Origin of the sequence: Pseudonocardia sp. P1, from assembly GCF_000178675.2 — a bacterium.
Classification (GTDB): Bacteria; Actinomycetota; Actinomycetes; order Mycobacteriales; family Pseudonocardiaceae; genus Pseudonocardia.
The window spans coordinates 3,310,467-3,333,835 of the sequence record NZ_ADUJ02000001.1 but is presented as its reverse complement, the minus strand read 5'-3'; the positions used below and the strand labels follow the sequence as shown (position 1 = coordinate 3,333,835).

Here is a 23,369-nt window from a genome sequence, read left to right as displayed (position 1 = left end):
TCATGTCCACTCAGACTTTCAAGCTCAACGGCGAGACCGTCACCGTCGAGGTCGAGGACGACGTCCGGTTGCTGTGGGTCCTGCGCGACGTGCTCGGGGTGACCGGCCCGAAGTACGGCTGCGGGATCAACGTCTGCAAGGCCTGCACCAGCCACGTCAACGGCAAGGCCTTCAACCCCTGCGCCACGCCGGTCGGCAGTCTCGAGGAGGGTGACGAGATCACCACGATCGAGGGCCTTGCCGACGGCGACACCCTGCACCCGATGCAGGAGGCCTGGATCGAGTACGACGTCGCGCAGTGCGGGTACTGCCAGCCCGGCCAGATCATGGCCGCGGTCGCCCTGGTCAAGCGGGCCCAGGCCGAGGGCTTCTCGATCGACGACGAGGCCCTCGACGAGATCCGCAACATCTGCCGGTGCGGCACCTACAACCGCATCCGTGAGGCGATCAAGGCCGGCGCCGACAACATGTGATCGTCCGGCGCGGCCGCAGCGCCGGCGTCGAGCTAGGCCGTTAGGGTGTACGGCAGGTCACTGCCGCACAGCACCGGCCACGCTCCCCGCGGGCCGCGCCGGTGCAGCACGCTCCCCAGACCGATAGGACGGATTCGATGCAGAACCGCATGCGCCGCTCCCTGATCGCCCTCGGCGCCATGGGCGCCGTGGCGTTCCCGCTGGCCGGGATCGCCAGCGCGGACGAGAGCGACGAGGGCCACGGCTACCCCAGCACCCAGAGCCCGACCCAGGGTGTGGACGCCGTCGGTGCGACCACCGGGTCGTTCGGCGCGAGCTTCCTCGACGCCGCGGACACGTTCTCGCCGGACAACCGGCCGGACGGTGTCAACGGCACCGACACCGAGATCCCGCAGGCGGACCCGCGGTTCGTCGAGGGTCCCCTCGGCGGGCTGCTGAAGGACGGACCCTTCGAGTAAGGGGCTCCCCGCGCGGCGGCGGGGTCGGACCGGGGAGACCCGGACCGGCCCCGCCGTCGTCGTTCTAGTGGGCGAGCTTCAGCCCGACCACGCCGCCGACGATCGCCAGCAGGCACAGCAGCCGCGCGGTCGTCGCCGGCTCGCCCAGCGCGGCCATCCCGTAGACCGCCGTGCCGACCGCGCCGATGCCGACCCAGATCGCGTACGCGGTCCCGACCGGCAGGTCCCGCAGGGCCAGCGACAGCCCGCCCATGCTCAGCACCAGCGCCACACCGAAGACGATCGACGGCGTCAGCCGGCTGAAGCCCCGGCTCTGTGACAGGGCCGCGGCCCACACCGTCTCCAGCAGGCCGGAGACGACCAGATAGATCCACGCCATGACGACACTCCTCCCGGACAGCTGCGTCGTCTTGGCGATCCGGGTACGGCGCGTCTCGTCCGGGGAGCCCGCCGTGCGGCGGTCCGGACCCCAGTCTGCCCGGTCGCGCGGGACGGGCAAGCGATGGTGACCGGTCCGACCACGGATCTTGCTCGTCGCTGATCCCTCCCGCATAGCGTTCGGCATGCCTAACTCACGGTCTATGGCCTGGCGAACATCTGGGGTGGTGCTGGCCTGCGTGCTGGTCCTCGCCGGGTGCGGAGCGGGGCCGGAGCCCGCGGACCCGGACGACCCGCGGCCGGTCGTGCTGGCGACCTTCACCGTGATCGCCGACATGGCCCGCGAGGTCGGCGGCGACCGGGTCCGGGTCGAGTCGATCACCCGCCCCGGGGCGGAGATCCACGACTACGAGCCGGTCCCCGGTGACCTGGTGCGCGGCGCGGACGCGGACCTGGTGCTCGACAACGGGCTCGGTCTGGAGCGCTGGTTCGAGCAGTTCGTGGACCGGTCCGAGGCCCGGTCGGCGACCGTGAGCGACGGCGTCGACGTGCTGCCGATCGCCGCGGGGGAGTACCGCGACCGCCCGAACCCGCACGCCTGGATGTCGCCGGTCGCCGGCGAGCGCTACGTCGCGAACATCCGCGACGCGCTCGTGGAGCTCGACCCGGCGGGACGCGACGTCTACACCGCCAACGCGGCCGGCTACGCCGAGCGGATCCGGCAGGTCGGGGAGGAGCTCCGGGCCGACCTGGGCCGACTCCCCGACGCCCAGCGGGTACTCGTGACCTGTGAGGGCGCGTTCTCCTACCTGGCCCGGGACATGGGGCTGCGGGAGTCCTACCTGTGGCCGGTGAACAGCGACGCCGAGGGCACCCCGGACCAGATCGCGTCGACGATCGCCGTCGTCCGGGACGACGCGGTGCCCGCCGTGTTCTGCGAGAGCACCGTGAACGACTCCGCGCAGCGGCAGGTCGCCGCCGAGACCGGCGCCCGGCTGGCGGGCCCGCTCTACGTCGACTCGCTGTCCGAGGAGGACGGTCCGGTGCCCAGCTACCTCGACCTGCTCCGGCACGACGCCCGGGTGATCTCCGACGGGCTGACGGGGGCGCAGCCGTGACCGCCGCGGTGCTGGAGGTGACCGGCCTGTCGGTGCGCTACGGCGAGGTCACCGCGCTCGACGGCGTCGACCTCCGGCTCGGCGCCGGAACCGTCTGCGGGTTGCTGGGGACCAACGGCTCCGGCAAGTCGACGCTGTTCTCCGCCGTGATGGGGCTGGTCCGGCCGCACGCCGGCACGGTCCGGGTCGGCGACGGCGACGTCCGCGCGGCCCGGCGGGCGGCCGCGATCGCGTACATGCCGCAGGCCGAGGCGATCGACAGGGACTTCCCGATCGTCGCGCACGAGGTCGTCATGACCGGGCGCTACGGCCGCATGGGGATCGGCCGCAGGCCCCGGGCGGCCGACCGGACGGCCGTCGCCGACGCGCTGGAGCGGGTCGGCCTGACCGGCCTGGCCGACCGGCAGATCGGCAGGCTGTCGGGCGGTCAGCGCAAGCGGGTGTTCCTCGCCAGGGCGATCGCCCAGGACGCGCCGCTGCTGCTGCTCGACGAGCCGTTCGCCGGTGTCGACCACGGCACGCAGGAGGCGATGACGGCGGTCCTGCACGAGCTGCGCGACGCCGGCCGCACCGTCCTCGTGTCGACGCACGACATCGGCGGCGTCGAGCGGCTGTGCGACCGGGCGGTCCTGCTGGCCAACCGGCTGCTGGCCGACGGCCCGCCGGGCGAGGTGCTCACCCCCGGGGTGCTGGGCCGCGTGTTCGGGTTCTCCGCCACATGATGGCCTGGGTGCTGGAGCCGCTGCAGTTCGGCTTCATGCAGCGTGCACTGCTCGTCGCGGTCGTGGCGGGCTCGGTCGGCGCACTCCTGTCCTGCTGGTTGACCCTCGTCGGCTGGTCGCTGATGGGCGACGCCGTGTCGCACGCGGTGCTGCCCGGGGTGGTGCTGTCCTACATCGTCGGGATCCCGTTCGGGATCGGCGCATTCGTGTTCGGCGCCGGTGCCGTCGGTCTGATCGGGCTGGTCCGGCGGACGTCGCGGGTGAAGGAGGACGCCGCGATCGGCGTCGTGTTCACCGGGCTGTTCGCGCTCGGGCTGATCCTGATCTCGCGCACGCCCAGCGACACCGACCTGTCCCACATCCTGTTCGGGAACCTGCTCGGGCTGTCCGTCGCCGACGTCGTCCAGATCGTCGTGCTGGGCCTCGTGACGATCGCGGTGGTCACGCTGCGCCGGCGGGACTTCACCCTGGTCGCCTTCGACCGGGTGCACGCGCACGCGGTCGGGATCGACCCGCGCCGGGTGGAGGCGCTGCTGCTCGGGCTGCTCGCGCTCGCCGTCGTGGTCGCGCTGCAGGCCGTCGGGATCGTGCTGGTGGTGGCGGTGCTGATCATCCCCGGGGCGACGGCCTTCCTGCTGACGGACCGGATGGAGCGGATGCTGCTCCTCGCCGTCGGGGTGGCGGTCGTCGCCGGGGTCGCGGGCACCTACCTCAGCTACTACGCGAACGTCTCCACCGGGGGTGCGGTGGTGGTCAGCCTGGCCACGGCGTTCGCGCTGGCGTACCTGTTCGGGCCGCGGCACGGCGTGATCGCGCGGTACCTGGCCGGGCGGCGTCCCGCGGTACCGGAACCCGGTGCGCAGCGGGCGGGGTGACGGCCGGGTCGTCGCGACGGCGGGTTCGCGGGCGGCGCAGCGATCCGCCCGGAGCGAACGGCGGGCACCCCGCAGTGCCGCCCGGACTACCGTCCGGCCGCATGGACGACGACCTACGCACGGCCGAACGGCGGCTGCAGGCCGCCCAGCTCGCCTCCGACGTCACGGAGCTGGACGCCCTGCTCGACGACGCGGCGCTGTTCACGGGCCCGGACGGGACGGTCCTGGCCAAGGCCGACGACCTGCGGGCCCACCGTGACGGTGCACAGGTCCTGCGGCGGAGCGAGGAGCTGGAGCTCCGCACCCGGGTGGCCGGCCCGACCGGGGTCACCTGGGTGCTCGTCGCGCTGGAGGGGGAGACGGCGGGCGAGGCGTTCGCCGCCCGGGTCCGCTACACCCGCACCTGGGCGCACGACGACGGCGCGGGCTGGCAGGTGCTCGCCGCCCACGCCTCCGTCGTGGGCTGAGCGGCGACCCGCGGCCGGGTCAGAACATGCCGTTGTCGTTGGCCGAGGTCGCCGGGACGACCTGCAGGACGTCCCAGTGCTCGACGATCCGGCCGTCGTCGTCCACGCGGAAGATGTCGATCCCGGCGTAGTCGTCGCCACCCGGCCAGGTCTGGTGGCAGTGCAGCACGACCAGGTCGCCCTCGGCGACGACACGGACGAACCGCACGTGCTTGCCGGGGTACTCCGCGGCCATCCGTTCGAAGTAGTCGACGAAGGCCTGCTTGCCGTCGGCGACGTGCACGTTGTGCTGGGTGTAGGTGTCCCCGGCGTAGCGCTCCAGCGCCTCGGCGGGCCTGCACCCGTTGAACATCAGGTCGTAGAACGCCCGGACGTTGTCCTTGTTGGCCTGCAGGTCGGTGCCGGTCATGACGGGCTCGCCTCCGCTGTGCGGTGTTCGGTCCGGACGGACCGCCCAACCGGGACGTCCCCGGTTTCATTCCGCTCCACGACCGGCGACGCGCGAGGGGCAGCCCACCGTCCGGTCCCGACCGGCCGTATGTCCGCGATGCGCACCGAATGGCCAGTCTCCGACCAGTCGGGCTGATTCCCTTGCGCACCAATGCCACCACGGTGTGATGTGAATCTCCTCATGTCGTCGCGACGTCGACCTCCGCGACGGTTCCGGGCTGCGGCCCGGAGCTGCCCGGCCGGCAACGAGGAGGTAGCCGTGGAGGGAAGGCCTCACGAGAGGTCGCAGGTGGTGTCGGTGCCCTCGATGATCGATCCGGCCGAGCTCAGCACCGAGGTGCTCGAAGCGCTGCTCGACGCGTGCGGTCGTGAGCTGCACCGGCGTCAGCAGACTCCGACGGGTCTCGTGCTGATCGAGGTGCACCCGTCCTGAGTCGCGGCCCCGGGCGGCGGCACGGCAGCCGCACCTGCGTCCGGAACGCCGAACGCCGGGCCACCCGTGGGGTGTGCCCGGCGCTCTGCCTGTTCAGGCTGGCGGAGGATACGGGATTTGAACCCGTGAGGGATTGCTCCCAACACGCTTTCCAAGCGTGCGCCCTAGGCCACTAGGCGAATCCTCCGCGAAGAAGGTTACCTGCCGCCCGGGGCCGTCCGTCACGGCCCCCTCGGCCCCGGCGGGCCCGCTCCGTGGCACACTGTCCGTGGACCCCGTGCGGCGTCCATCCTGTGAACTCCCCCAGGGCCGGAAGGCAGCAAGGGTCAACAGGCTCTGGCGGGTGCGCGGGGTCCCCTTCTGTCTCCGGCCGGTCGGTGTTCCCGGTGTCGGAAACCGTCGGCCCCCCTCGGTAACCTCGCGGCGTGGCTCTGGCTCTGTACCGCAAGTACCGCCCGGCCAAGCTGGCCGACGTCGTGGGGCAGGAGCACGTCACCGAGCCCCTGGCCACTGCCCTGTCCGCGGGGCGGGTCAACCATGCGTACCTGTTCTCGGGCCCGCGCGGCTGCGGGAAGACGTCGTCGGCGCGGATCCTGGCCCGCTCGCTGAACTGCGTCCAGGGGCCCACGCCGGACCCGTGCGGCGAGTGCGGGTCCTGCGTGTCGCTCGCACCCGAGGGTCCGGGGAACATCGACGTCATCGAGCTCGACGCGGCCTCGCACGGTGGTGTCGAGGACGCGCGCGAGCTGCGTGACCGTGCGTTCTACGCGCCCGCCGAGTCGCGGTACCGCGTGTTCGTGGTCGACGAGGCGCACATGGTCACCACCCAGGGCTTCAACGCGCTGCTCAAGATCGTCGAGGAGCCGCCGGAGCACCTGGTGTTCGTGTTCGCGACCACCGAGCCGGACAAGGTGCTGCCGACGATCCGCTCGCGCACCCACCACTACCCGTTCCGGCTGATCCCGCCGGGGACCATGCGCTCGCTGCTGGAGAGGATCTGCGGCGACGAGGAGGTCACTGTCGCGCCGCCGGTGTTCCCGCTGGTCATCCGGGCCGGTGGCGGCTCGGCGCGGGACACGCTGTCGGTACTGGACCAGCTGCTGGCCGGTGCGGGCGACGGCGGGGTCACCTACGAGCGGGCCGTCGCCCTGCTCGGGGTCACCGACTCGGGCCTCATCGACGACGCGGTGGACGCGCTCGCCGCGGCCGACGGGGCCGCCGTCTACGGCGCGGTCGACAGGCTCGTCGAGGCCGGTCACGATCCCCGCCGGTTCGCGTCCGACCTGTTGCAGCGCTTCCGCGACCTGATGCTGGTCCAGGTCGTCCCGGACGCCGCGGAGCAGGGGCTGGTCGACGGTGCCGAGGACGAGCTCTCCCGGATGGCCGACCAGGCGGCCCGGCTCGGTCCGGCCGCGCTGACCCGCTACGGCGAGATCCTGCACCAGGGCCTGATCGACATGCGGGGCGCGACGGCTCCGCGGCTGCTGCTGGAGCTGCTGTGCGCCCGGATGCTGCTGCCGGCGGCGACGACGTCGGACGGCGGGCTCCTCGAGCGGCTGGAGCGGATCGAGCGGCGCAATGCGATCGCCGTCGACCCCGGCGACGACGGCGGGGCCGCCAAGCGCTTCGTGCGGCCCAGCGAGCGGTCCGGTCAGGGTGGCGACGCGGCGTCGCGGCCGGCCGCGGCCGACGGCGGGTCCGCTCCTGCCGCCGGGAACGGTCGCGGCGCCTCGACGACCGCGGCGGTGCCGGCCGGCGGTGCCGCTCCGGCGCGGGAGCAGGCCGGCGCCGGTGGCGACGACGCCCGTGACGGCGCGGCGGCCGAGCCCACGCCGGCCACCGAGCGGGCGGCGGGTGCGGGGGCCGCCGCACCGCGGGCGGGCGGGACGCGGCAGGCGCCGGACCGGCCCGTCCCGGAGGCCGCCACCGACGGCCCCGTCGAGCCGCGGGGCACGGCCGCCGGAGCCCCTGACACCCCGCAGGCCACCGCGGACCGGCAGGCCACCGCGGACCGGCAGGCCACCGCGGAGCAGCCGGCCACCGCGGAGCAGCCGGCCCCCGGAGAGCAGCAGCCTTCTCCCGTGAGGGACGCCGCTGCGGCGGGGGAGGTCGTCGCCGTGGAGGAGGCGGCCGAGCCGCTCCCGTCGGCCCCGCCGGCGCCCGAACCCCCGGCCACGCCGCCCCGGGAGGTACAGCCCGGGGCCGGGCCGGACGAGGCGGCGAGGCACTCCGACCCGCCGCGCGACGGGGCCCCCGCGGACGCGGTCCCGCCGTCGTCGGCGCAGCCCGCGCCCGCGGTCGCGTCGCTGGACGCGACCGCCGTCCGACGGGTGTGGCCGGAGATCCTCGCCGCCGTCCGCCAGCGCAGCCGCAGCACCGAGGCGCTGCTGGTCAACGCCACCGTCCGGGCGGTCGACGGGGACACCCTGGTGCTGGCGATCGGCGCCCCGCCGCTGGCCCGGCGACTCTCCGAGTCGCGCAACACCGACGTGATCAGCGAGGCGCTGCGCGCTGTGCTCGGCGTGCAGTGGCAGGTCCGCTGCGACCAGGGCGAGGCGGCCGGGCAGCAGCGCCGGGCCGCGCCGGAACGCCAGCAGCGCCCGGTCCCGCAGCGACCGTCCCAGCGGCAGGCCGCGCAGCAGGGCGACGGGGCGCAGGCTCGTCCGGCCCGGCGCCAGGGCGGTCCGGACGGCGACATCCCGCTGCCGCCCGAGCCCCCGCCGGAGGATGCACCACCCGACCCGCACGAGGGTGGACCCGCCCGGGGCGGCCGCACCGCGGCGGGCGGGCAGGGAGCGCCGTCCCCGCGCGCCAGCCAGGCCGACGAGGAGGAGGCGATGCTCGCGGAGGCCGCGGCCGAGGCGTCGGCACCGGGTGTGCGGCGCGATCCGGAGGCCGCGGCGCTCGGGATCCTGCAGGAGCACCTGGGCGCCCGCACCGTCGACCCGAAGTGACGCCGGGCCCGCGGGGTCAGCGCTCGAGGTGGGCGAGCACCCCGGCGCTCACGGCGGCCGCGTAGCGGTCCCGGCCCTGCGGGCTCGACATCGCCGCGGCCTCGGCGGGGTTGCGCATGTTCCCCGCCTCGACCAGCGCTGTAGGGACGGCGGACGTGTTCAGCCCGGCGAGGTCGTCGCGACCGTCGAGTCCGTCCCGTCCGATGTAGTCGGCGGGCGGGATCCCGTCGGAGCGCAGCGCGTCGCGCAGCGTGGTGGCGAGCCGCAGCGACTCCGGTCCGGTCCCGTGCACGGGTGGGTCCGCGTAGGCGACGTGGAAGCCGCGGGCCGAGGGGCTCGATCCGTCGGCGTGCAGCGACACCGCGGCCACGGCGCCGGCCCGGCGGGCGGCCGCGCCGCGCTCGTCGACGCAGGGGCCGACGCCGTCGTCGTCGGTCCGGGTCATGACCACCCGCACCCCGGCGGCCTCCAGCCGGGTCCGGACCCGCTGGCCGAGGTCCCAGGTGAAGGCGTGCTCGGGATAGCCGTCCGAGGTGGAGGTGCCGGTCGTGTTGCACGGTTTCGTCCCACCGCGCCCGTCCGGGACCTGGCGGGTGATCGCCGTCCGGGCCGCGGCGTTCCCGCCGTTGTGGCCGGGATCGAGGAGCACGACCGGTGCCGGCGGGTCCGGTGTGCGGGCGGCGACCGGGGTGGTCCGGGAGGTGGTGTCCGCGGCGGCCGGGCCGGGCTCGGGCGGCGGTGTGCATCCCGTGCACAGCGCGGCTGCGGCCAGGGCGGCGACGGCGGCGGAGCGGATCGGGGTGACCACGGTGCGACAGCCTGACACGGCTACCCTGGTGGGGGAGACGTCCGCACCGGCCGTGTCGGGGTGACACACCCGGACGCGCGGGCCGGGACCCGACAGCGAGGGGTACGCCGTGCAACCCGGTCAGCCCGACATGCAGATGATCCTGCAGCAGGCTCAGAAGATGCAGCAGCAGCTGCAGCAGGCCCAGGCGGAGCTCGCCGAGGCGGAGGTGACCGGCCAGGCCGGTAACGGCCTCGTCGAGGTCACCGTCACCGCCGGCCTGGAGCCGCGCTCGGTCCGGATCGACCCGAAGGTCGTCGACCCGGACGACGTCGAGACCCTGCAGGACCTCGTCGCCGGCGCGATGTCCGACGCGGTCCGCCGCGCCCAGGAGCTGCAGCAGGAGAAGATGGGCCCGCTGGCCGGCGGCCTCGACATGGGCGGCCTGGGCCTCCCGGGCGCCTGAGGTGTTCGAAGGCCCCGTACAGGATCTGATCGACGAGCTCGGCCGCCTGCCGGGCGTCGGTCCGAAGAGCGCCCAGCGGATCGCGTTCCACCTGCTGGCGGCGGATCCGGCGGACATCGCCCGGCTCCAGGAGGTCCTGCAGACGGTCAAGCAGGGCGTCGCGTTCTGCGAGGTCTGCGGGAACGTCTCCTCCGACACCCGCTGCCGGTACTGCTCGGACGCCCGCCGTGACCCGGCGCTGCTGTGCGTGGTCGAGGAGCCCAAGGACGTCCTGGCCGTGGAGCGGACCCGCGAGTTCAAGGGGCGCTACCACGTGCTCGGTGGCGCGCTCGACCCGCTGGCCGGGGTCGGCCCGGACACGCTGCGGATCCGCGAGCTGCTCGCCCGGCTCGGTGGCACCGGCCCCGCGCAGGACGAGACGTCGATCTCCGAGGTCATCATCGCCACCGACCCGAACACCGAGGGCGAGGCGACGGCGACCTACCTGGTCCGGCTGCTCCGGGACTTCCCCGGGCTGACCGTCACCCGGCTGGCGTCGGGGCTGCCCATGGGCGGCGATCTCGAGTTCGCCGACGAGATGACCCTCGGCCGCGCGCTCGCCGGCCGTCGCGCGCTGTAGATCCGGGACGGCCGGCCCCGGAACGGCGAACGGCCGGCCCCGTCCGGAACGGACGTGGACCGGCCACCCGGCGCAGCAACCCCCCGCCGCTGCGCCGTTCCTTCCTCCCGGGGCCTCGGGGCCCGGGTCGTGCCTCTAGTCGGTGTCCTCGTCGCCCCACGCGTCGACGTGGTGCGGGCTGCGGTGCAGCTGGCGCTGCCTGCGCTCCCACGCCCGCCGGCGTTCGGCCGCGATCCGGCGCCACGCCCCGTTCTGGCGGGACTCGGTCACCCCGATCACGATCGCCGTGATGACGACGACCGCCAGTCCGGAGAGGACCAGCGTGACCAGGGCGATCACGGCGACCACCGCCCGGTGCGGGTGCTCTGGTGCTTGCCGGTGTGCGGCACCTGTGCCTTGCGGATCATGTCGTTCTCCCTTCTGTTCTGCTCGTGGTGTGTGTCCCCCGGCAGTGCCGTGCGGTGTGCTGCCCGTCACGTCCGGGTACGTCCCAGGGTGCCGGATCCGGATGTGTCGTGCAATTGCAAAGCTGATGAAAATTGCATGACCCGGGAGATTGCACGGGGGATGTGGTTGCATGACCCGGGGTCCGCGGTCGGGCGGACCGGAGGCACCGGGAGGGCGGGGTGGAGCAGGAGCCGGTCGGTGCGCGGCGCCGCCTCGGTGCGGAGCTGCGCCGCCTGCGGGGCAACGCCGGGATGAAGCTCGACGACGTCGCCCGCGGCCTCGCCTGCTCGACCTCGAAGATCAGCAGGCTGGAGAACGGCAAGGGGGTGCCCCGCGCCGGTGACGTCGACGCGCTCCTCGCCCTCTACGGTGGCGTCGCCGAGGTCGAGGCGGACATGCTCCGGCGGCTCGTCACGCAGAGCCGGACCCGGGGGTGGTGGGAACCCTTCACCGAGGGGCTGCGCACCGATCGGTACGAGCTCCCCGCGCCGGGCCGGTACGCCGCCGTGGAGACCGATGCGGTCGGCGTCGACGCGTTCGACCTCTCGGTCCTGCACGGCCTGCTGCAGACGCCCGAGTACGCCCGCGCCGTTCTCCGCGCCCGGTTGCCCCGGCACGACGAGTGGGAGATCGACCAGCTGGTCCACCTGCGCCGCCGCCGGCACGAGGCGCTCACCGCCGACCCGCCGCTGCGGTTGCGCTCGGTGATCGACGAGTCGGTGCTCGCCCGGGGGACCGGCGGCCCGGAGGTGATGGCGGGGCAGCTGGACCGGCTCCTCGACCTCTCCCGGCTGCCGAACGTGATCCTGCTGGTCCTGCCGTTCTCGGCGGGCGTCCAGCGGGCGCACACCGGACGCGTCGCGGTGCTGGAGATCCCCGACGAGCTCGGGTCGGACCTCGTGCACACGGAGGGTCACACGGGAGAGGCGTTCCTCGACTCGCCGAAGGATCTCGACGCCTTCCGGCGGGTGCTCGCCGACGTGCGCCGGGACGCGCTCGAACCGGAGGCGTCCCGTGAGGTCGTCACGGCGTACCGGGACCGGCACCGCGCCGCCGCGGGCACCGCCCCGGCGTAACGGGAACGGTACATCCGTCCCACTTCGTAGCCCTTTCGTGACGCGAAGGTCTACCGGCAGGTAACGGACCGCTATAGGTTCCCGGTTCATCCGGGTGTCACCGCGCAAACATCGTGGAGGCATGCCCCGGCTACCGAGTGGGGGAACTGATGCGAGCCAGACGGTGGATGACGGCGGCCACGGCCGGGCTGCTGGCACTGACGATGACGGCGTGCGCGGCGTCGGAGCGCGGTGGCTCCGGTGGTGAGAGCGGCGGGAACTTCGTCTTCGGTGCCGCCGGTGCGCCGAAGAACTTCGACCCGATCTGGAACGACGACGGCGAGAGCTTCCGCCCGGCGCGCCAGATGTTCGACACCCTGATCACCTACAAGCAGGGCACCACGGAGCTGGAGCCCGGCCTGGCGACGTCCTGGCAGTCGTCACCGGACGGGAAGACCTGGACGTTCACCCTGCGTGAGGGCGTCACGTTCCACGACGGCACACCGTTCGACGCCGCGGCCGTCTGCTTCAACTTCGACCGCTGGTACACCATGCAGGGCGCCGCCGCCCAGAGCCAGATGATCTACTACGGCGACGTCTTCGAGGGCTTCGCGAAGAACGAGGGCGATGCCTCCGGCGACCCCGTCTACAAGTCCTGCACCGCGGAGAACCCGACCACCGCGGTGCTGCAGCTGAACAAGTTCAAGGGCGCGTTCCCGGCCGCGTTCGGACTGACCTCGCTGTCGATCTCCAGCCCGACGGCGTTGCAGCAGTACGACGCCGACGCCGTCACCCAGAGCGGTGACTCCTTCACCTACCCGGCCTACGCGAACGAGCACCCGACCGGCACCGGGCCGTTCCGGTTCGAGAGCTACGACAAGGCCAACGGCACCATCACGCTCGCCCGCAACGACGACTACTGGGGCGAGAAGGCCAAGGTCGACAAGCTGATCTTCAAGGTCATCCCGGACGAGAACGCCCGCAAGCAGGAGCTCGCCGCAGGCACCATCGACGGCTACGACTACCCGAGCCCCGCCGACTACGGGACCTTGAAGGAGCAGGGCAACCAGATCCTGATCCGTGACCCGTTCTCGATCCTCTACGTCGGCATCAACACCAAGAACAACCCCGCCCTGAAGGACGTCCGGGTGCGGCAGGCGATCGCCTACGCCATCGACCGGGAGTCGCTGGTGCGGACCAAGATGCCCGAGGGCTCGGCCGTCGCGCAGGAGTTCGTCCCGCCGACCGTCGCGGGCTACGCACAGGACGTCACCCAGTACCCGTACGACCCGGAGAAGGCCAAGCAGCTGCTCGCCGAGGCCGGTGCGCAGAACCTGACCCTGAACTTCTACTACCCGACCGAGGTCACCCGGCCCTACATGCCGAACCCGGCCGACCTGTTCTCGGCGATGTCGGCGAACCTCCAGGCCGTGGGCATCACCGTGAACCCGGTCGCGCGGCCGTGGAACGGCGGCTACAAGGACGACGTCCAGAAGGCCGGCAAGCACGACCTCCACATGCTCGGCTGGACCGGCGACTACAACGACGCCGGCAACTTCGTCGGCACGTTCTTCGGCCGGGAGAAGGCGGAGTTCGGCCCGCAGGACCCGGCGATGTACGACGCGCTCGCCAAGGCCGACGCGATCCCGGACCCGGCCGGCCACGCCGCGGCGTACGAGCAGGTCAACTCCGACATCGTCGGGAAGTACCTCCCGGCCGTGCCGATCCTGACGACCGGTCCCGCGATCGTCGTGAAGGACAACGTCCAGGGCGTCGTCCCGTCCCCGCTGACCGACGAGCGCTTCTACACCGTCAGCAAGAACTGACCACGTCCTCCGCGCCGCGGCGACCCCGCGGCGCGGAGGGCCCGTGCCGTCCCCCACCACAGAGGACATCCACGCATGCTGCGCTTCGTCGCGCGCCGCCTGCTCCAGGTGATCCCCACGTTGCTGATCCTGTCCGTGCTGTTGTTCGCCTGGCTGCGCTCGCTGCCCGGCGGGCCGGCCACGGCGCTGCTCGGCGACAAGGCGACCCCGGAGTCGATCGCGGCGCTCAACCGCACCCTGGGCCTGGACCAGCCGATCTGGATCCAGTACTTCCGCTATCTCGGCCGCGCTGCCACCGGCGACTTCGGGGCGTCGCTGGTCAGCGGCGACCCGGTTCTCACCGAGCTGGGCCGGGCCCTGCCCGCCACCATCGAGCTCGGGGCCGCCGCGCTGCTGATCGCGGTGCTCGCCGGCATCCCGCTCGGCTACGTCGCGGCCCGCCACCGCGGACGGCCGTGGGACAACCTGACGATCCTGGCCACCCTGGTCGGCGTCGCCGTCCCGGTGTTCTTCCTCGGCTACGTGCTCAAGCAGGTGTTCGCCGTCGAGTTCGGGCTGCTCCCGCCGTCCGGGCGGCAGGCGGTCGACATCGACGCCACGCCGGTCACCGGGTTCGCGATCCTCGACGGGTTCCTGACCCGCGAGTTCGACGCGAGCTGGGACGCGATCGTGCACCTGGTGCTGCCCGCGCTGACGCTCGCGACGATCCCGCTCGCCGTGATCGTCCGCATCACCCGGGCGTCCGTGCTGGACGTGCTGGAGTCCGACTTCGTCCGCACCGCGAACGCGAAGGGCCTCGCCCCCGGCACGGTCCGTGGGCGGCACGTCCTGCGCAACGCCCTGCTGCCGGTGTCGACGACGATCGGTCTGCAGACCGGTCTGCTCCTCGCCGGTGCGGTGCTCACCGAGAAGGTCTTCAACTGGGGCGGGATCGGGACGCTGATCGCGGTCGGCATCGAGCGCCGCGACTACCCGCGGCTGCAGGCCGTCGTGCTGCTCGGCGCGCTGATCTACGTCCTGGTCAACCTGCTCGTCGACCTCTCGTACGCGCTGATCGACCCGAGGGTGAGGCTGCGATGAGCGCCCCGACCACCACCTGGGCGCAGCGCCGCCGCGAGAAGATCGACGACACGGCGGGCCGCAGTCTCGGCGCCGACGCGCTGCGCCGGCTGCGGCGCAGCCCCACGGCGATCACCGGGGCCGTCATCGTCGGGCTGTTCGTGCTCGTGTCCCTGTGCGCGCCGCTGATCGCGCCGCACGACCCGGGTCAGGCGTTCCCGGAGCTGCTCGACGAGCTGCGGCCCGGCTCGATCCCCGGCCCGCAGGACGGGTTCCCGTTCGGCTCGGACCAGAACGGCCGCGACGAGTTCTCCCGGATGATCCTGGCCTCGCGGCAGACGTTGCTGGTCGGCGTGCTGGCGACGCTGTTCGGGCTGGCCGCCGGGGTCGTCGTCGGGGCGGTCGCGGGCGCCGTCGGCGGGTGGGTGGACACCGTGCTCATGCGGGTCACCGACGTGCTGCTGTCGATCCCGTCGCTGCTGCTCGCGATCTCGATCGCCGCGCTCGCCGCCCGGCCCAGCCAGACCACGGTGATCATCGCGGTGGCGCTGGTGAACGTTCCGATCTTCGCCCGGCTGCTGCGCGGCTCGATGCTCGCCCAGCGCGAGTCCGACCACGTCCTCGCGGCGACCGCGCTCGGCGTCCGGCGCCGGGCCGTCGTGCTGCGGCACATGCTGCCCAATGCGATCGGGCCGGTGATCGTCCAGGCCACGCTCACACTGGCCACCGCCATCCTGGACGCCGCCGCGCTGTCCTTCCTCGGCCTCGGCGACGCCGACCCGGCCCGTGCGGAGTGGGGGCTGATGCTCGCGTCGGCCCAGCCGTACCTGGACGTGCGGCCCGCACTGGCGTTCTACCCGGCGATCGCGATCATCATCGTCGCGCTCGGGTTCACGCTGCTCGGCGAGTCGCTGCGCGAGGCCCTCGACCCGAAGGGGCGCCGATGAACCCGCTGCTGTCCGTGGAGGACCTGTCCGTCCGGTTCGTGCGCAAGGGCGAGCCGACCGTCACGGCCGTCGACGGGGTGTCGTTCGACGTCCGTCCCGGCGAGGTCGTGGGGCTGGTCGGTGAGTCCGGCTGCGGCAAGTCCGTCACCTCGCTGGCGATCATGGGCCTGCTGCCGGGCCGCACCCCGCGGGTGTCCGGCCGGGTGACGCTCGACGGCGAGCCGCCCGTCGACCTGCTCACCCTCTCCGACGCCGAGCTCCGGGAACGCCGGGGCCGCGACATCGGGATGGTGTTCCAGGACCCGCTGTCCTCGCTGAACCCGGTGGTGCCGGTCGGGGTGCAGATCACCGAGGCGCTGATCCGGCACCGGGGCATGTCGAAGGGGCAGGCCCGCGCCGAGGCGGTCTCGCTGCTGGACCGGGTGGGGATCCCCGATCCGGCACGGCGGCTGACCTCGTACCCGCACCAGATGTCGGGCGGGATGCGGCAGCGCGCGCTGATCGCGATCGCGCTCGCCTGCCGGCCGCGGCTGCTGATCGCGGACGAACCGACCACCGCCCTCGACGTCACCATCCAGGCGCAGATCCTGGAGCTGCTGCGCGAGCTCGTCGCGGAGACCGGGACCGCACTGGTGATGATCACGCACGACCTCGGCGTCGTCGCGGGGCTGTGCGACCGGGTCAACGTCCTCTACGGGGGACGGGTGGTGGAGCGGGCCGAGCGGCACGCCCTGTTCGCCCGCCCGCGCCACCCGTACACGTCGGGCCTGATCGGGTCGATCCCGCGGCTGGACTCGGACCCGGCCGACGAGCTGCCCGCCATCAGCGGGTCGGTGGCCGACAACCTCCCGTGGGACGACGCGTGCGCGTTCGCCCCGCGGTGCCCGCGCGCGCTGGAGACCTGCACGTCCCGCACACCGGTGGCCGAGTCGGATCCCGACCGGCTGCTGCGGTGCCACAACCCGGTGGGAGCCGACGCATGACCGCGTTGCTGGAGGTCGACGGCCTCGAGGTGCACTTCCCGATCACCCGTGGCGTGCTGGTGCAGCGCACGATCGGGCACGTCCGCGCGGTCGACGGCGTGGCCCTGCGGATCGAGCGCGGCGAGACCTACGGGCTCGTGGGGGAGTCGGGCTGCGGGAAGTCCACCCTCGGGCGGGCGATCCTGAAGCTGACCGATCCGACCGCCGGGTCCGTGACGTTCGACGGCACCGACGTCGCGACGCTGTCGGGCGAGCCGTTGCGCCGGATGCGGCAGCGGTTCCAGATGGTGTTCCAGGATCCGCTGTCCAGCCTGGACCCGCGGCAGTCGGTCGGGTCGATGCTGCGTGAGGGCATGGCCGCGCACGGGCTCGGCGACGACCCGGAACGCCTGCGCGGGCTGATGACCGCCGTCGGGCTGCCCGCATCGGCGCTGGGCCGGTACCCGCACGAGTTCTCGGGCGGGCAGCGGCAGCGGATCGGGATCGCCCGGGCGCTGTGCGTGGAGCCGGACCTGATCGTCGCCGACGAGCCGGTCTCCGCGCTGGACGTCTCCGTGCAGGCCCAGGTGCTCAACCTGCTGCGCTCGCTGCAGCGCGAGCTCGGCCTGACCTACCTCGTGATCGCGCACGACCTCGCCGTCGTCCGGCACGTGTCGGACCGGGTGGGGGTGATGTACCTGGGCTCGATCGTGGAGGAGGCGCCGGCCGGCGCGCTGTACGACGAGCCGCTGCACCCCTACACCCGGGCGCTGCTCTCCGCGGTGCCGCAGCCCGACCCGTCCGCCGAGGACGGCCGGGAGCGGATCCTGCTCACCGGTGACCTGCCGTCACCCGCCGCGCCGCCGGCGGGCTGCCGGTTCCACACCCGCTGCCCGTGGCGACAGGCCGACCGGTGCGACACCGAGCGCCCGGAGCTCCGGGAGATCGGGACCGGGCACCGGGTGGCCTGCCACCACGCCGAGGCGATCCGGGACGGCCGGATCACCCCGCACCGGGTGGAGCCGGAGGAGACGGTCGCGGCCCCGGACACCGGTCCCGAGGTCCCGGAGCACACCTTCTCGATCACCGACGCCATGGGCCGCTGACGCGGCTCGTGAGTGGTTGTCGCGGTCAGGACCGCGACAACCACTCACCAGCGTCTACCGCAGTGCCCGGTTGATCGCGCTCACGACGGCCTTGAGGCTCGCGCTGGTGATCGAGCTGTCGATGCCCACGCCCCAGAAGACCTTCTCGTCGACGGCGCACTCGACGTAGGCCGCGGCGCGGGCGTCGTCCCCGCCGCCCATGGCGTGCTCGTGGTAGTCGAGGACGCGGACGTCGAACCCGATGCCGGCCAGCGCGTCGACGAACGCGGCGATGGGGCCGTTGCCGGAGCCGGTGATCTCGTGCAGGTCGGACTCCACCCGGACGGTCGCGACGATCTCGTCGCGGCCCTCGCCGTCGCTCGAGATCCGGTGCCGCACGAGCTTGAGCGGGGTCTCGCGGCCCAGGTACTCGGTGTCGAACGCGTCGCGCATCGTCTTCGGCTCGACCTCACCGCCCTCGGTGTCGGTGTAGGCCTGGATCACGTGCGAGAACTCGATCTGGAGCCGGCGCGGCAGCTCCATCTGGTGCTCGGTCTTCATGACGTAGGCGATGCCGCCCTTGCCGGACTGCGAGTTGACCCGGATGACGGCCTCGTAGGTGCGGCCGATGTCCTTCGGGTCGACCGGCAGGTACGGGACCTCCCACGGGTGCTCCTCGACCGGGTGCCCGGCCTCGGCGGCCTCGGCGCGCATCGCGTCGAAGCCCTTGTTGATCGCGTCCTGGTGGGAGCCGGAGAACGCGGTGTAGACCAGGTCGCCGCCCCAGGGGTGGCGCTCCGGGACCGGCAGCTGGTTGCAGTACTCGACGGTGCGGCGGACCTCGTCGATGTCCGAGAAGTCGATCTGCGGGTCGACGCCCTGCGTGAACAGGTTCATGCCCAGCGCGACCAGGTCGACGTTGCCGGTGCGCTCGCCGTTGCCGAACAGGCAGCCCTCGATCCGGTCGGCGCCGGCCTGGTAGCCCAGCTCGGCGGCGGCGATCCCGGAACCGCGGTCGTTGTGCGGGTGCAGGGACAGGACCAGCGCGTCGCGGCGGTCCAGGTGCCGGTGCATCCACTCGATGGAGTCGGCGTAGACGTTCGGGGTCGCCATCTCCACCGTCGCCGGCAGGTTGACGATCATCGGGTGCTCCGGCGTCGGCTGCCAGATCGCGGAGACCTGGTTGCAGACGTCGACGGCGTACTGCAGCTCGGTCCCGGTGTAGGACTCCGGCGAGTACTGGAAGGTCCAGTCGGTGTCCGGGTACTTCTCGGAGAAGCGCTGGACCTCCTCGGCGCCGTCGGTGGCGATCTTGGCGATCCCGGCGCGGTCGGAGCGGAACACGACCCGGCGCTGCAGGATCGACGTCGAGTTGTAGAGGTGGACGACCGCCGAGTGCGCGCCCTCGCAGGCGGCGAAGGTCCGCTCGATCAGCTCGGGACGGGCCTGGGTCAGGACCTGGATCTGGACGTCGTCCGGGATCGCGTCCTCGTCGATGATCTCGCGGACGAAGTCGAAGTCGGTCTGGCTGGCCGCCGGGAACCCGACCTCGATCTGCTTGTAGCCCATGCGTACCAGCAGGTCGAACATGCGGCGCTTGCGCAGCGGGCTCATCGGGTCGATCAGCGCCTGGTTGCCGTCGCGCAGGTCCACCGCGCACCACAGCGGGGCGCGGTCGATGACCTTGTCCGGCCAGGTGCGGTCCGGCAGCGAGACCGGTTCGACCAGCTGATGGAAGGGCTTGTACCGGTGGAACGGCATCTGCGAGCCCCGCTGGCGGTTCCAGGCGGGCTGGGCGGCGTGCGGGGCACCCGCGGGGGTGCGGACGTTGCTGCTGGCGCGGGACTCGTACGCGTCCGGGGACGTGGTCACTTCGGTGCTCCATGTGTGCGCTTCGGCGGTCGTCGACCGGCGGACACGCGAAACCCCGCGACGAGGGGCCGGTCGGTCAGACCCCGCCGCGGCGGCGAAGGAGCAGGCGCGCCATGGACCCCACGTTAGACCCGGACCCCCGTTGCACGGCAACCCGGAGACCCGATCGATCGTTGCCGGGTCGCAACGAAGTGATCACAACTGTGGGCGTTCCCCCTCGTTGGACCGGCAGCGAAGGCGCTCCGGGTGCGAACATGGCACCCGTCACGACGTGGAGGGTGTGCGATGGCGGCAACCGTGGGAACCACCGTGCGGCAGGGGATCGGGATCATCGCGACGATCGTGCGGATCGTCGGGCTGGTCATCGTCGCGATCCTGGTCGCACACATCGTGCTGACCCTGCTCGACGCGAACCCGCAGAACTTCCTGACGGAGTTCGTCTCGACCTGGGCCGCACAGTTCAACCTGGGCCTGGCGAACCTGTTCACCCCCGAGCAGCCGAAGATGGCGGTGACGCTGAACTACGGCGTCGCGGCGATCCTCTGGATGATCGTGACGGCCGTGGTCGTCCGGCTGCTGCGCCGCGTCTAGTCCGGATCCGGCCCGTCAGGACGCGACCCGGCGTCCGGGGACGGGCTCGGCCACCGTCCCGGACGTGGCCGACGCCGCCTCCTGTGCTGCCATGTGGATGCGCCACGACCCGCACCGGCACCGCAGGTAGCTGACGACGCCGTCGGACGTCCGGTGGCGGGACACCGGTTCCCACTCGTGTTCCAGGGGTGTGCTCACGACGACGACGGTGCTGTAATGCCTCAGTGCACATCAACCCTTACGGTCGTGATCCCGTGCTGCTCGCCGCCGACCTCGCGAACGACCCGCCGTCGTCGCTCCGGGAGCTGGCCGAGCGGGCGGTGGCCGCGGGCGTCGCGCGGGAGTGGGAGCCGGTCGAGGCCGATCTCGGCGCGGTGCGTGTCCTGCTGGAGCGCTGGACCGCCGTCGTCGACGCCGGTCCGGGCGCCGAGCGCGCCCGGCTCCTGAACGCGCTGCTCGCGGAGGGGACCGGTCCGCCCCGCCTGACCGACCACGACGGGCACTGGCACCTCCACCACCGCGACGACGGGCTCGGCCTGGCCGGGGTGCTGCACGCGCTGATCGCGATGGGCACCGCGACGCACCTGGCGACGAAGGGGATGGACCGGCTCGGGCGCTGCGCCGCCCCGGAGTGCGGACGGGTGTACGCCGACGTCTCCCGCACCGGCCGGCAGCGGTACTGCAGCGCCCGCTGCGGGAACACCGACGCCGTCCGGCGGCACCGGCGCAGGGCCGCTGCCTGACCGCATGTACCCGCGGGGCCGCGCGCGGCGCGGGATACCCGATCGGGGCCGCGAAGGCCCGCCCGTGTGGGCTGCGTCATCGAGGTCGGGCCAGAGCCTGAAATCGGGTGCCCCCCGCCGGTAGTGTGCCGTTCCGACCAGCGCCGCGGGTGTGTCCCCACGCGTTCCCGCGGCCCAGAGAGAGCACCCGACGGCTCCGGACCCCGGAGCCAGGACAGGAGGTCGGCGTGGCCCTCGTCGTGCAGAAGTACGGCGGTTCGTCGGTCGAGAGCGCGGAACGCATCAAGAAGGTCGCGGAGCGCATCGTCCGTACCCGCAAGGAGGGCCATGACGTCGTCGTCGTCGTGTCCGCCATGGGGGACACCACGGACGAACTGACCGATCTCGCCGAGCAGATCTCACCCAAGCCCCCGGCCCGCGAGATGGACATGCTCCTCACCGCCGGTGAGCGGATCTCGAACGCCCTCGTGGCGATGGCGATCCACTCGCTCGGGGCCGAGGCCCGCTCGTTCACCGGCTCCCAGGCCGGCATGCTCACCACCTCGAAGCACGGCGACGCGCGGATCACCGAGGTGAACCCGTACCGGCTGCGCGAGGCGCTGGACGAGGGGCACATCGTCCTCGTCGCCGGCTTCCAGGGGATGAGCGCGGACTCGAAGGACATCACCACGCTCGGCCGCGGCGGGTCGGACACGACCGCCGTCGCCCTCGCCGCGGCGCTGAACGCCGACGTCTGCGAGATCTACTCGGACGTGGACGGCGTGTTCTCCGCCGACCCGCGGATCGTCCCGAAGGCCAGCCTGCTGGAGACGGTGACCTACGAGGAGATGCTCGAGCTCGCCGCGTCCGGGGCGAAGGTCCTGCACCTGCGGGCGGTCGAGTACGCCCGCCGCTACGGCGTCCCGCTGCGGGTGCGCAGTTCCTACAACGACAAGCCGGGCACGCTGGTCTCCGGCTCGATCGAGGAGATTCCGTTGGAGAACCCGATCATCACCGGCGTCGCGCACGACCGGTCCGAGGGCAAGATCACGGTCACCGGTGTGCCGGACACCCCCGGCATGGCGGCGAAGATCTTCCGCACGGTCGCGGACGCGGAGATCAACATCGACATGGTCCTGCAGAACATCTCCAACGTCTCCGACAAGAAGACCGACATCACCTTCTCGCTGCCCCGCTCGAACGGCGACACCGCCGTCGCGGCGCTGGAGCGGGCGAAGTCGGAGATCGGCTTCTCCGAGATCATCTACGACAACGACATCGGCAAGGTGTCGCTGGTCGGCGCCGGCATGCGGAACCACCCGGGCGTCACCGCGAAGTTCTGCGAGGCGCTCTCGGACGCCGGCATCAACATCGAGACCATGAACACCTCCGAGATCCGGATCTCGGTCATCTGCCGCTCGGACCAGCTGGACGACGCGGTGCAGGCGCTGCACGAGGCCTTCGAGCTCGGCGCCGAGGACGACGCGGTGGTCGCCGCGGGAACGGGCCGGTGAGCTGAGATGGCCATGGACAAGCCCGTACTGGCGCTGGTCGGCGCCACCGGTGCCGTCGGCACCACCATGATCGAGATCATCGACTCCCGCGAGTCCGTGCCGTGGGGCGAGATCCGCCTGATCGCCTCCGCCCGCTCGGCGGGCAAGGTGCTGCGGGTCCGCGGCGAGGACGTCACCGTCCTCGAGCTGAAGCCCGAGGTGTTCGACGGCGTCGACATCGCGATGTTCGACGTCCCGGACGAGGTCAGCGCCGAGTGGGCGCCGATCGCCGCGGCGCGCGGTGCCGTCGCGGTGGACAACTCGGGTGCGTTCCGGATGGACCCCGAGGTGCCGCTGGTGGTGCCCGAGGTGAACCCGGAGAAGGTCACCGAGCGCCCCAAGGGGATCATCGCCAACCCGAACTGCACGACGCTGTCGATGATGGCGGCGATGGGTGCGCTGCACCGCGAGTTCGGACTGGAGTCGCTGGTCGTGGCCTCGTACCAGGCCGCGTCCGGTGCCGGGCAGCCCGGCATCGACCAGCTCTACGCCGAGATCGAGGCGGTGGCGGGCAAGCAGGCCGGCAACGTCTCGGGCGACGTCGCGAAGGCGCTGTCCGACGCCGGTGTCCCGGTCGGGTCCGAGGCAGGCTCGCCGTTCCCGGCGCCGCTGGCGCTCAACGTCGTGCCGTGGGCCGGGTCCCTCAAGGACGACGGCTGGTCGTCGGAGGAGCTGAAGGTCCGCAACGAGTCCCGCAAGATCCTCGGGATCCCGGAGCTCAAGGTCTCGGCGACCTGCGTCCGCGTCCCGGTGGTCACGACGCACGCGCTGTCGATCCACGCGACCTTCTCCCGCGAGGTCGCGGTCGACGCCGCCCGCAAGGTGCTGGGAGCCCAGCCGACGATCGTCGTCAAGGACGACCCGGCGGCCGGCGAGTGGCCGACCCCGGCCGACGCCGTCGGCGGGGACCCGACCGTGGTGGGCCGGATCCGGCAGGCGCTGGACTTCCCGAACACCCTCGAGCTGTTCGTCTGCGGCGACAACCTGCGCAAGGGTGCCGCGCTGAACACCTACGAGGTCGCGGAGACGGTCGCCGCCGCAGGCTGACCG

At 72.7% G+C, this 23,369-nt stretch carries 26 protein-coding genes, 1 tRNA gene, 1 other RNA gene and 1 riboswitch; of the genes, 21 read left to right on the top strand and 7 right to left on the bottom strand.

What is annotated here, in order from left to right:
• Positions 1 to 2: 2 nt before the first annotated feature.
• Together PP1_RS15160 and PP1_RS15155 are read left to right on the top strand one after the other, a co-directional pair.
• Positions 3 to 473 (top strand): (2Fe-2S)-binding protein, encoded by a 471-nt coding sequence (locus PP1_RS15160; protein ID WP_010227871.1) that lies wholly within the window; start codon positions 3 to 5, stop codon positions 471 to 473.
• A gap of 137 nt (positions 474 to 610) precedes the next feature.
• Complete coding sequence (locus tag PP1_RS15155) at positions 611 to 931, top strand: hypothetical protein (protein WP_010227874.1); 321 nt, start codon at positions 611 to 613, stop codon at positions 929 to 931.
• A gap of 64 nt (positions 932 to 995) precedes the next feature.
• Here the strand turns inward: PP1_RS15155 and PP1_RS15150 are convergent, their stop codons facing one another.
• Positions 996 to 1,310 carry a DMT family transporter gene (locus tag PP1_RS15150; RefSeq protein ID WP_010227875.1) on the bottom strand — a complete coding sequence of 105 codons (315 nt, stop codon included), beginning with the start codon at positions 1,308 to 1,310 and terminating at the stop codon, positions 996 to 998.
• 20 nt (positions 1,311 to 1,330) lie between these two features.
• A riboswitch (guanidine-III (ykkC-III) riboswitch) is annotated at positions 1,331 to 1,397 on the bottom strand.
• Positions 1,398 to 1,512: 115 nt separating this feature from the next.
• Here PP1_RS15150 and PP1_RS15145 point away from each other — a divergent pair.
• The 4 genes from PP1_RS15145 (at position 1,513) to PP1_RS15130 (ending at position 4,491) form a co-directional block, all read left to right on the top strand.
• Entirely contained in the window at positions 1,513 to 2,427 is a 915-nt protein-coding gene (locus PP1_RS15145) for a metal ABC transporter substrate-binding protein (RefSeq protein ID WP_249265921.1), read from the top strand.
• The gene (locus PP1_RS15140; RefSeq protein WP_010227879.1) at positions 2,424 to 3,149 is read left to right on the top strand and encodes a metal ABC transporter ATP-binding protein; all 726 of its coding nucleotides are present in this window, start codon (positions 2,424 to 2,426) and stop codon (positions 3,147 to 3,149) included. The genes PP1_RS15145 and PP1_RS15140 overlap by 4 nt, the downstream gene beginning before the upstream one ends.
• Positions 3,149 to 4,024: a metal ABC transporter permease gene (locus PP1_RS15135; protein WP_010227881.1), complete on the top strand. Its 876-nt coding sequence runs from the start codon at positions 3,149 to 3,151 to the stop codon at positions 4,022 to 4,024. The genes PP1_RS15140 and PP1_RS15135 overlap by 1 nt, the downstream gene beginning before the upstream one ends.
• Before the next feature lie 101 nt (positions 4,025 to 4,125).
• On the top strand, positions 4,126 to 4,491 hold the full coding sequence (locus PP1_RS15130) for a nuclear transport factor 2 family protein (RefSeq protein ID WP_010227883.1): 366 nt from the start codon (positions 4,126 to 4,128) through the stop codon (positions 4,489 to 4,491).
• A 19-nt stretch (positions 4,492 to 4,510) separates the two neighbouring features.
• Here PP1_RS15130 and PP1_RS15125 read toward each other — a convergent pair whose 3' ends face one another.
• Positions 4,511 to 4,900: a nuclear transport factor 2 family protein gene (locus PP1_RS15125; protein ID WP_010227885.1), complete on the bottom strand. Its 390-nt coding sequence runs from the start codon at positions 4,898 to 4,900 to the stop codon at positions 4,511 to 4,513.
• Positions 4,901 to 5,239: 339 nt separating this feature from the next.
• Here PP1_RS15125 and PP1_RS15120 point away from each other — a divergent pair, with 339 nt between their 5' ends.
• The gene (locus PP1_RS15120) at positions 5,240 to 5,374 is read left to right on the top strand and encodes a hypothetical protein (protein ID WP_255356987.1); all 135 of its coding nucleotides are present in this window, start codon (positions 5,240 to 5,242) and stop codon (positions 5,372 to 5,374) included.
• A 99-nt stretch (positions 5,375 to 5,473) separates the two neighbouring features.
• On the opposite strand, the gene PP1_RS15115 is transcribed toward PP1_RS15120, so the two are convergent.
• A tRNA-Ser gene (locus PP1_RS15115) sits at positions 5,474 to 5,561 on the bottom strand.
• An 80-nt stretch (positions 5,562 to 5,641) separates the two neighbouring features.
• Between PP1_RS15115 and ffs the strand changes: the two genes are divergently transcribed.
• Both ffs and PP1_RS15105 read left to right on the top strand, forming a co-directional pair.
• An RNA gene (gene ffs, locus PP1_RS15110) (signal recognition particle sRNA small type) lies at positions 5,642 to 5,736 on the top strand.
• Between the two features lie 63 nt (positions 5,737 to 5,799).
• Complete coding sequence (locus PP1_RS15105; RefSeq protein WP_075313919.1) at positions 5,800 to 8,328, top strand: DNA polymerase III subunit gamma and tau; 2,529 nt, start codon at positions 5,800 to 5,802, stop codon at positions 8,326 to 8,328.
• A gap of 16 nt (positions 8,329 to 8,344) precedes the next feature.
• On the opposite strand, the gene PP1_RS15100 is transcribed toward PP1_RS15105, so the two are convergent.
• Positions 8,345 to 9,136, bottom strand: a complete 792-nt coding sequence (locus tag PP1_RS15100) for an N-acetylmuramoyl-L-alanine amidase (RefSeq protein WP_139323745.1) — start codon at positions 9,134 to 9,136, stop codon at positions 8,345 to 8,347.
• A gap of 130 nt (positions 9,137 to 9,266) precedes the next feature.
• Between PP1_RS15100 and PP1_RS15095 the strand changes: the two genes are divergently transcribed.
• On the top strand, positions 9,267 to 9,581 hold the full coding sequence (locus PP1_RS15095; RefSeq protein ID WP_010243985.1) for a YbaB/EbfC family nucleoid-associated protein: 315 nt from the start codon (positions 9,267 to 9,269) through the stop codon (positions 9,579 to 9,581).
• 1 nt (position 9,582) lies between these two features.
• Entirely contained in the window at positions 9,583 to 10,200 is a 618-nt protein-coding gene (recR, locus tag PP1_RS15090; protein ID WP_010243983.1) for a recombination mediator RecR, read from the top strand.
• A gap of 135 nt (positions 10,201 to 10,335) precedes the next feature.
• Here the strand turns inward: recR and PP1_RS15085 are convergent, their stop codons facing one another.
• On the bottom strand, positions 10,336 to 10,539 hold the full coding sequence (locus PP1_RS15085) for a hypothetical protein (RefSeq protein ID WP_029240143.1): 204 nt from the start codon (positions 10,537 to 10,539) through the stop codon (positions 10,336 to 10,338).
• Positions 10,540 to 10,826: 287 nt separating this feature from the next.
• Between PP1_RS15085 and PP1_RS15080 the strand changes: the two genes are divergently transcribed.
• The 6 genes from PP1_RS15080 (at position 10,827) to PP1_RS15055 (ending at position 17,602) form a co-directional block, all read left to right on the top strand.
• Positions 10,827 to 11,723, top strand: coding sequence for a helix-turn-helix domain-containing protein (locus tag PP1_RS15080; RefSeq protein WP_010243979.1), 897 nt, complete (start codon positions 10,827 to 10,829; stop codon positions 11,721 to 11,723).
• A 167-nt stretch (positions 11,724 to 11,890) separates the two neighbouring features.
• Positions 11,891 to 13,528: an ABC transporter substrate-binding protein gene (locus PP1_RS15075; RefSeq protein WP_010243977.1), complete on the top strand. Its 1,638-nt coding sequence runs from the start codon at positions 11,891 to 11,893 to the stop codon at positions 13,526 to 13,528.
• Positions 13,529 to 13,603: 75 nt separating this feature from the next.
• Positions 13,604 to 14,608 (top strand): ABC transporter permease, encoded by a 1,005-nt coding sequence (locus tag PP1_RS15070; protein WP_010243975.1) that lies wholly within the window; start codon positions 13,604 to 13,606, stop codon positions 14,606 to 14,608.
• Positions 14,605 to 15,534, top strand: coding sequence for an ABC transporter permease (locus PP1_RS15065; protein WP_010243973.1), 930 nt, complete (start codon positions 14,605 to 14,607; stop codon positions 15,532 to 15,534). Before PP1_RS15070 ends, PP1_RS15065 begins: the two co-directional genes overlap by 4 nt.
• On the top strand, positions 15,531 to 16,517 hold the full coding sequence (locus PP1_RS15060) for an ABC transporter ATP-binding protein (RefSeq protein ID WP_010243971.1): 987 nt from the start codon (positions 15,531 to 15,533) through the stop codon (positions 16,515 to 16,517). Before PP1_RS15065 ends, PP1_RS15060 begins: the two co-directional genes overlap by 4 nt.
• Positions 16,514 to 17,602, top strand: coding sequence for an ABC transporter ATP-binding protein (locus PP1_RS15055; RefSeq protein WP_010243969.1), 1,089 nt, complete (start codon positions 16,514 to 16,516; stop codon positions 17,600 to 17,602). Before PP1_RS15060 ends, PP1_RS15055 begins: the two co-directional genes overlap by 4 nt.
• Before the next feature lie 54 nt (positions 17,603 to 17,656).
• On the opposite strand, the gene leuA is transcribed toward PP1_RS15055, so the two are convergent.
• The gene (gene leuA, locus PP1_RS15050) at positions 17,657 to 19,453 is read right to left on the bottom strand and encodes a 2-isopropylmalate synthase (RefSeq protein WP_010243967.1); all 1,797 of its coding nucleotides are present in this window, start codon (positions 19,451 to 19,453) and stop codon (positions 17,657 to 17,659) included.
• Between the two features lie 285 nt (positions 19,454 to 19,738).
• Between leuA and PP1_RS15045 the strand changes: the two genes are divergently transcribed.
• Positions 19,739 to 20,044, top strand: coding sequence for a hypothetical protein (locus tag PP1_RS15045; RefSeq protein WP_075298992.1), 306 nt, complete (start codon positions 19,739 to 19,741; stop codon positions 20,042 to 20,044).
• Between the two features lie 15 nt (positions 20,045 to 20,059).
• Here the strand turns inward: PP1_RS15045 and PP1_RS15040 are convergent, their stop codons facing one another.
• The gene (locus PP1_RS15040; protein WP_010243963.1) at positions 20,060 to 20,242 is read right to left on the bottom strand and encodes a hypothetical protein; all 183 of its coding nucleotides are present in this window, start codon (positions 20,240 to 20,242) and stop codon (positions 20,060 to 20,062) included.
• Between the two features lie 56 nt (positions 20,243 to 20,298).
• On the opposite strand from PP1_RS15040, the gene PP1_RS15035 reads away from it, so the two are divergent.
• From PP1_RS15035 to PP1_RS15025, 3 genes are all read left to right on the top strand, one after another.
• Positions 20,299 to 20,787, top strand: coding sequence for a CGNR zinc finger domain-containing protein (locus PP1_RS15035; RefSeq protein WP_010243961.1), 489 nt, complete (start codon positions 20,299 to 20,301; stop codon positions 20,785 to 20,787).
• 227 nt (positions 20,788 to 21,014) lie between these two features.
• On the top strand, positions 21,015 to 22,280 hold the full coding sequence (locus tag PP1_RS15030; RefSeq protein ID WP_010243960.1) for an aspartate kinase: 1,266 nt from the start codon (positions 21,015 to 21,017) through the stop codon (positions 22,278 to 22,280).
• 6 nt (positions 22,281 to 22,286) lie between these two features.
• Positions 22,287 to 23,366, top strand: coding sequence for an aspartate-semialdehyde dehydrogenase (locus PP1_RS15025; protein WP_010243957.1), 1,080 nt, complete (start codon positions 22,287 to 22,289; stop codon positions 23,364 to 23,366).
• The last annotated feature ends 3 nt before the right edge of the window (positions 23,367 to 23,369 follow it).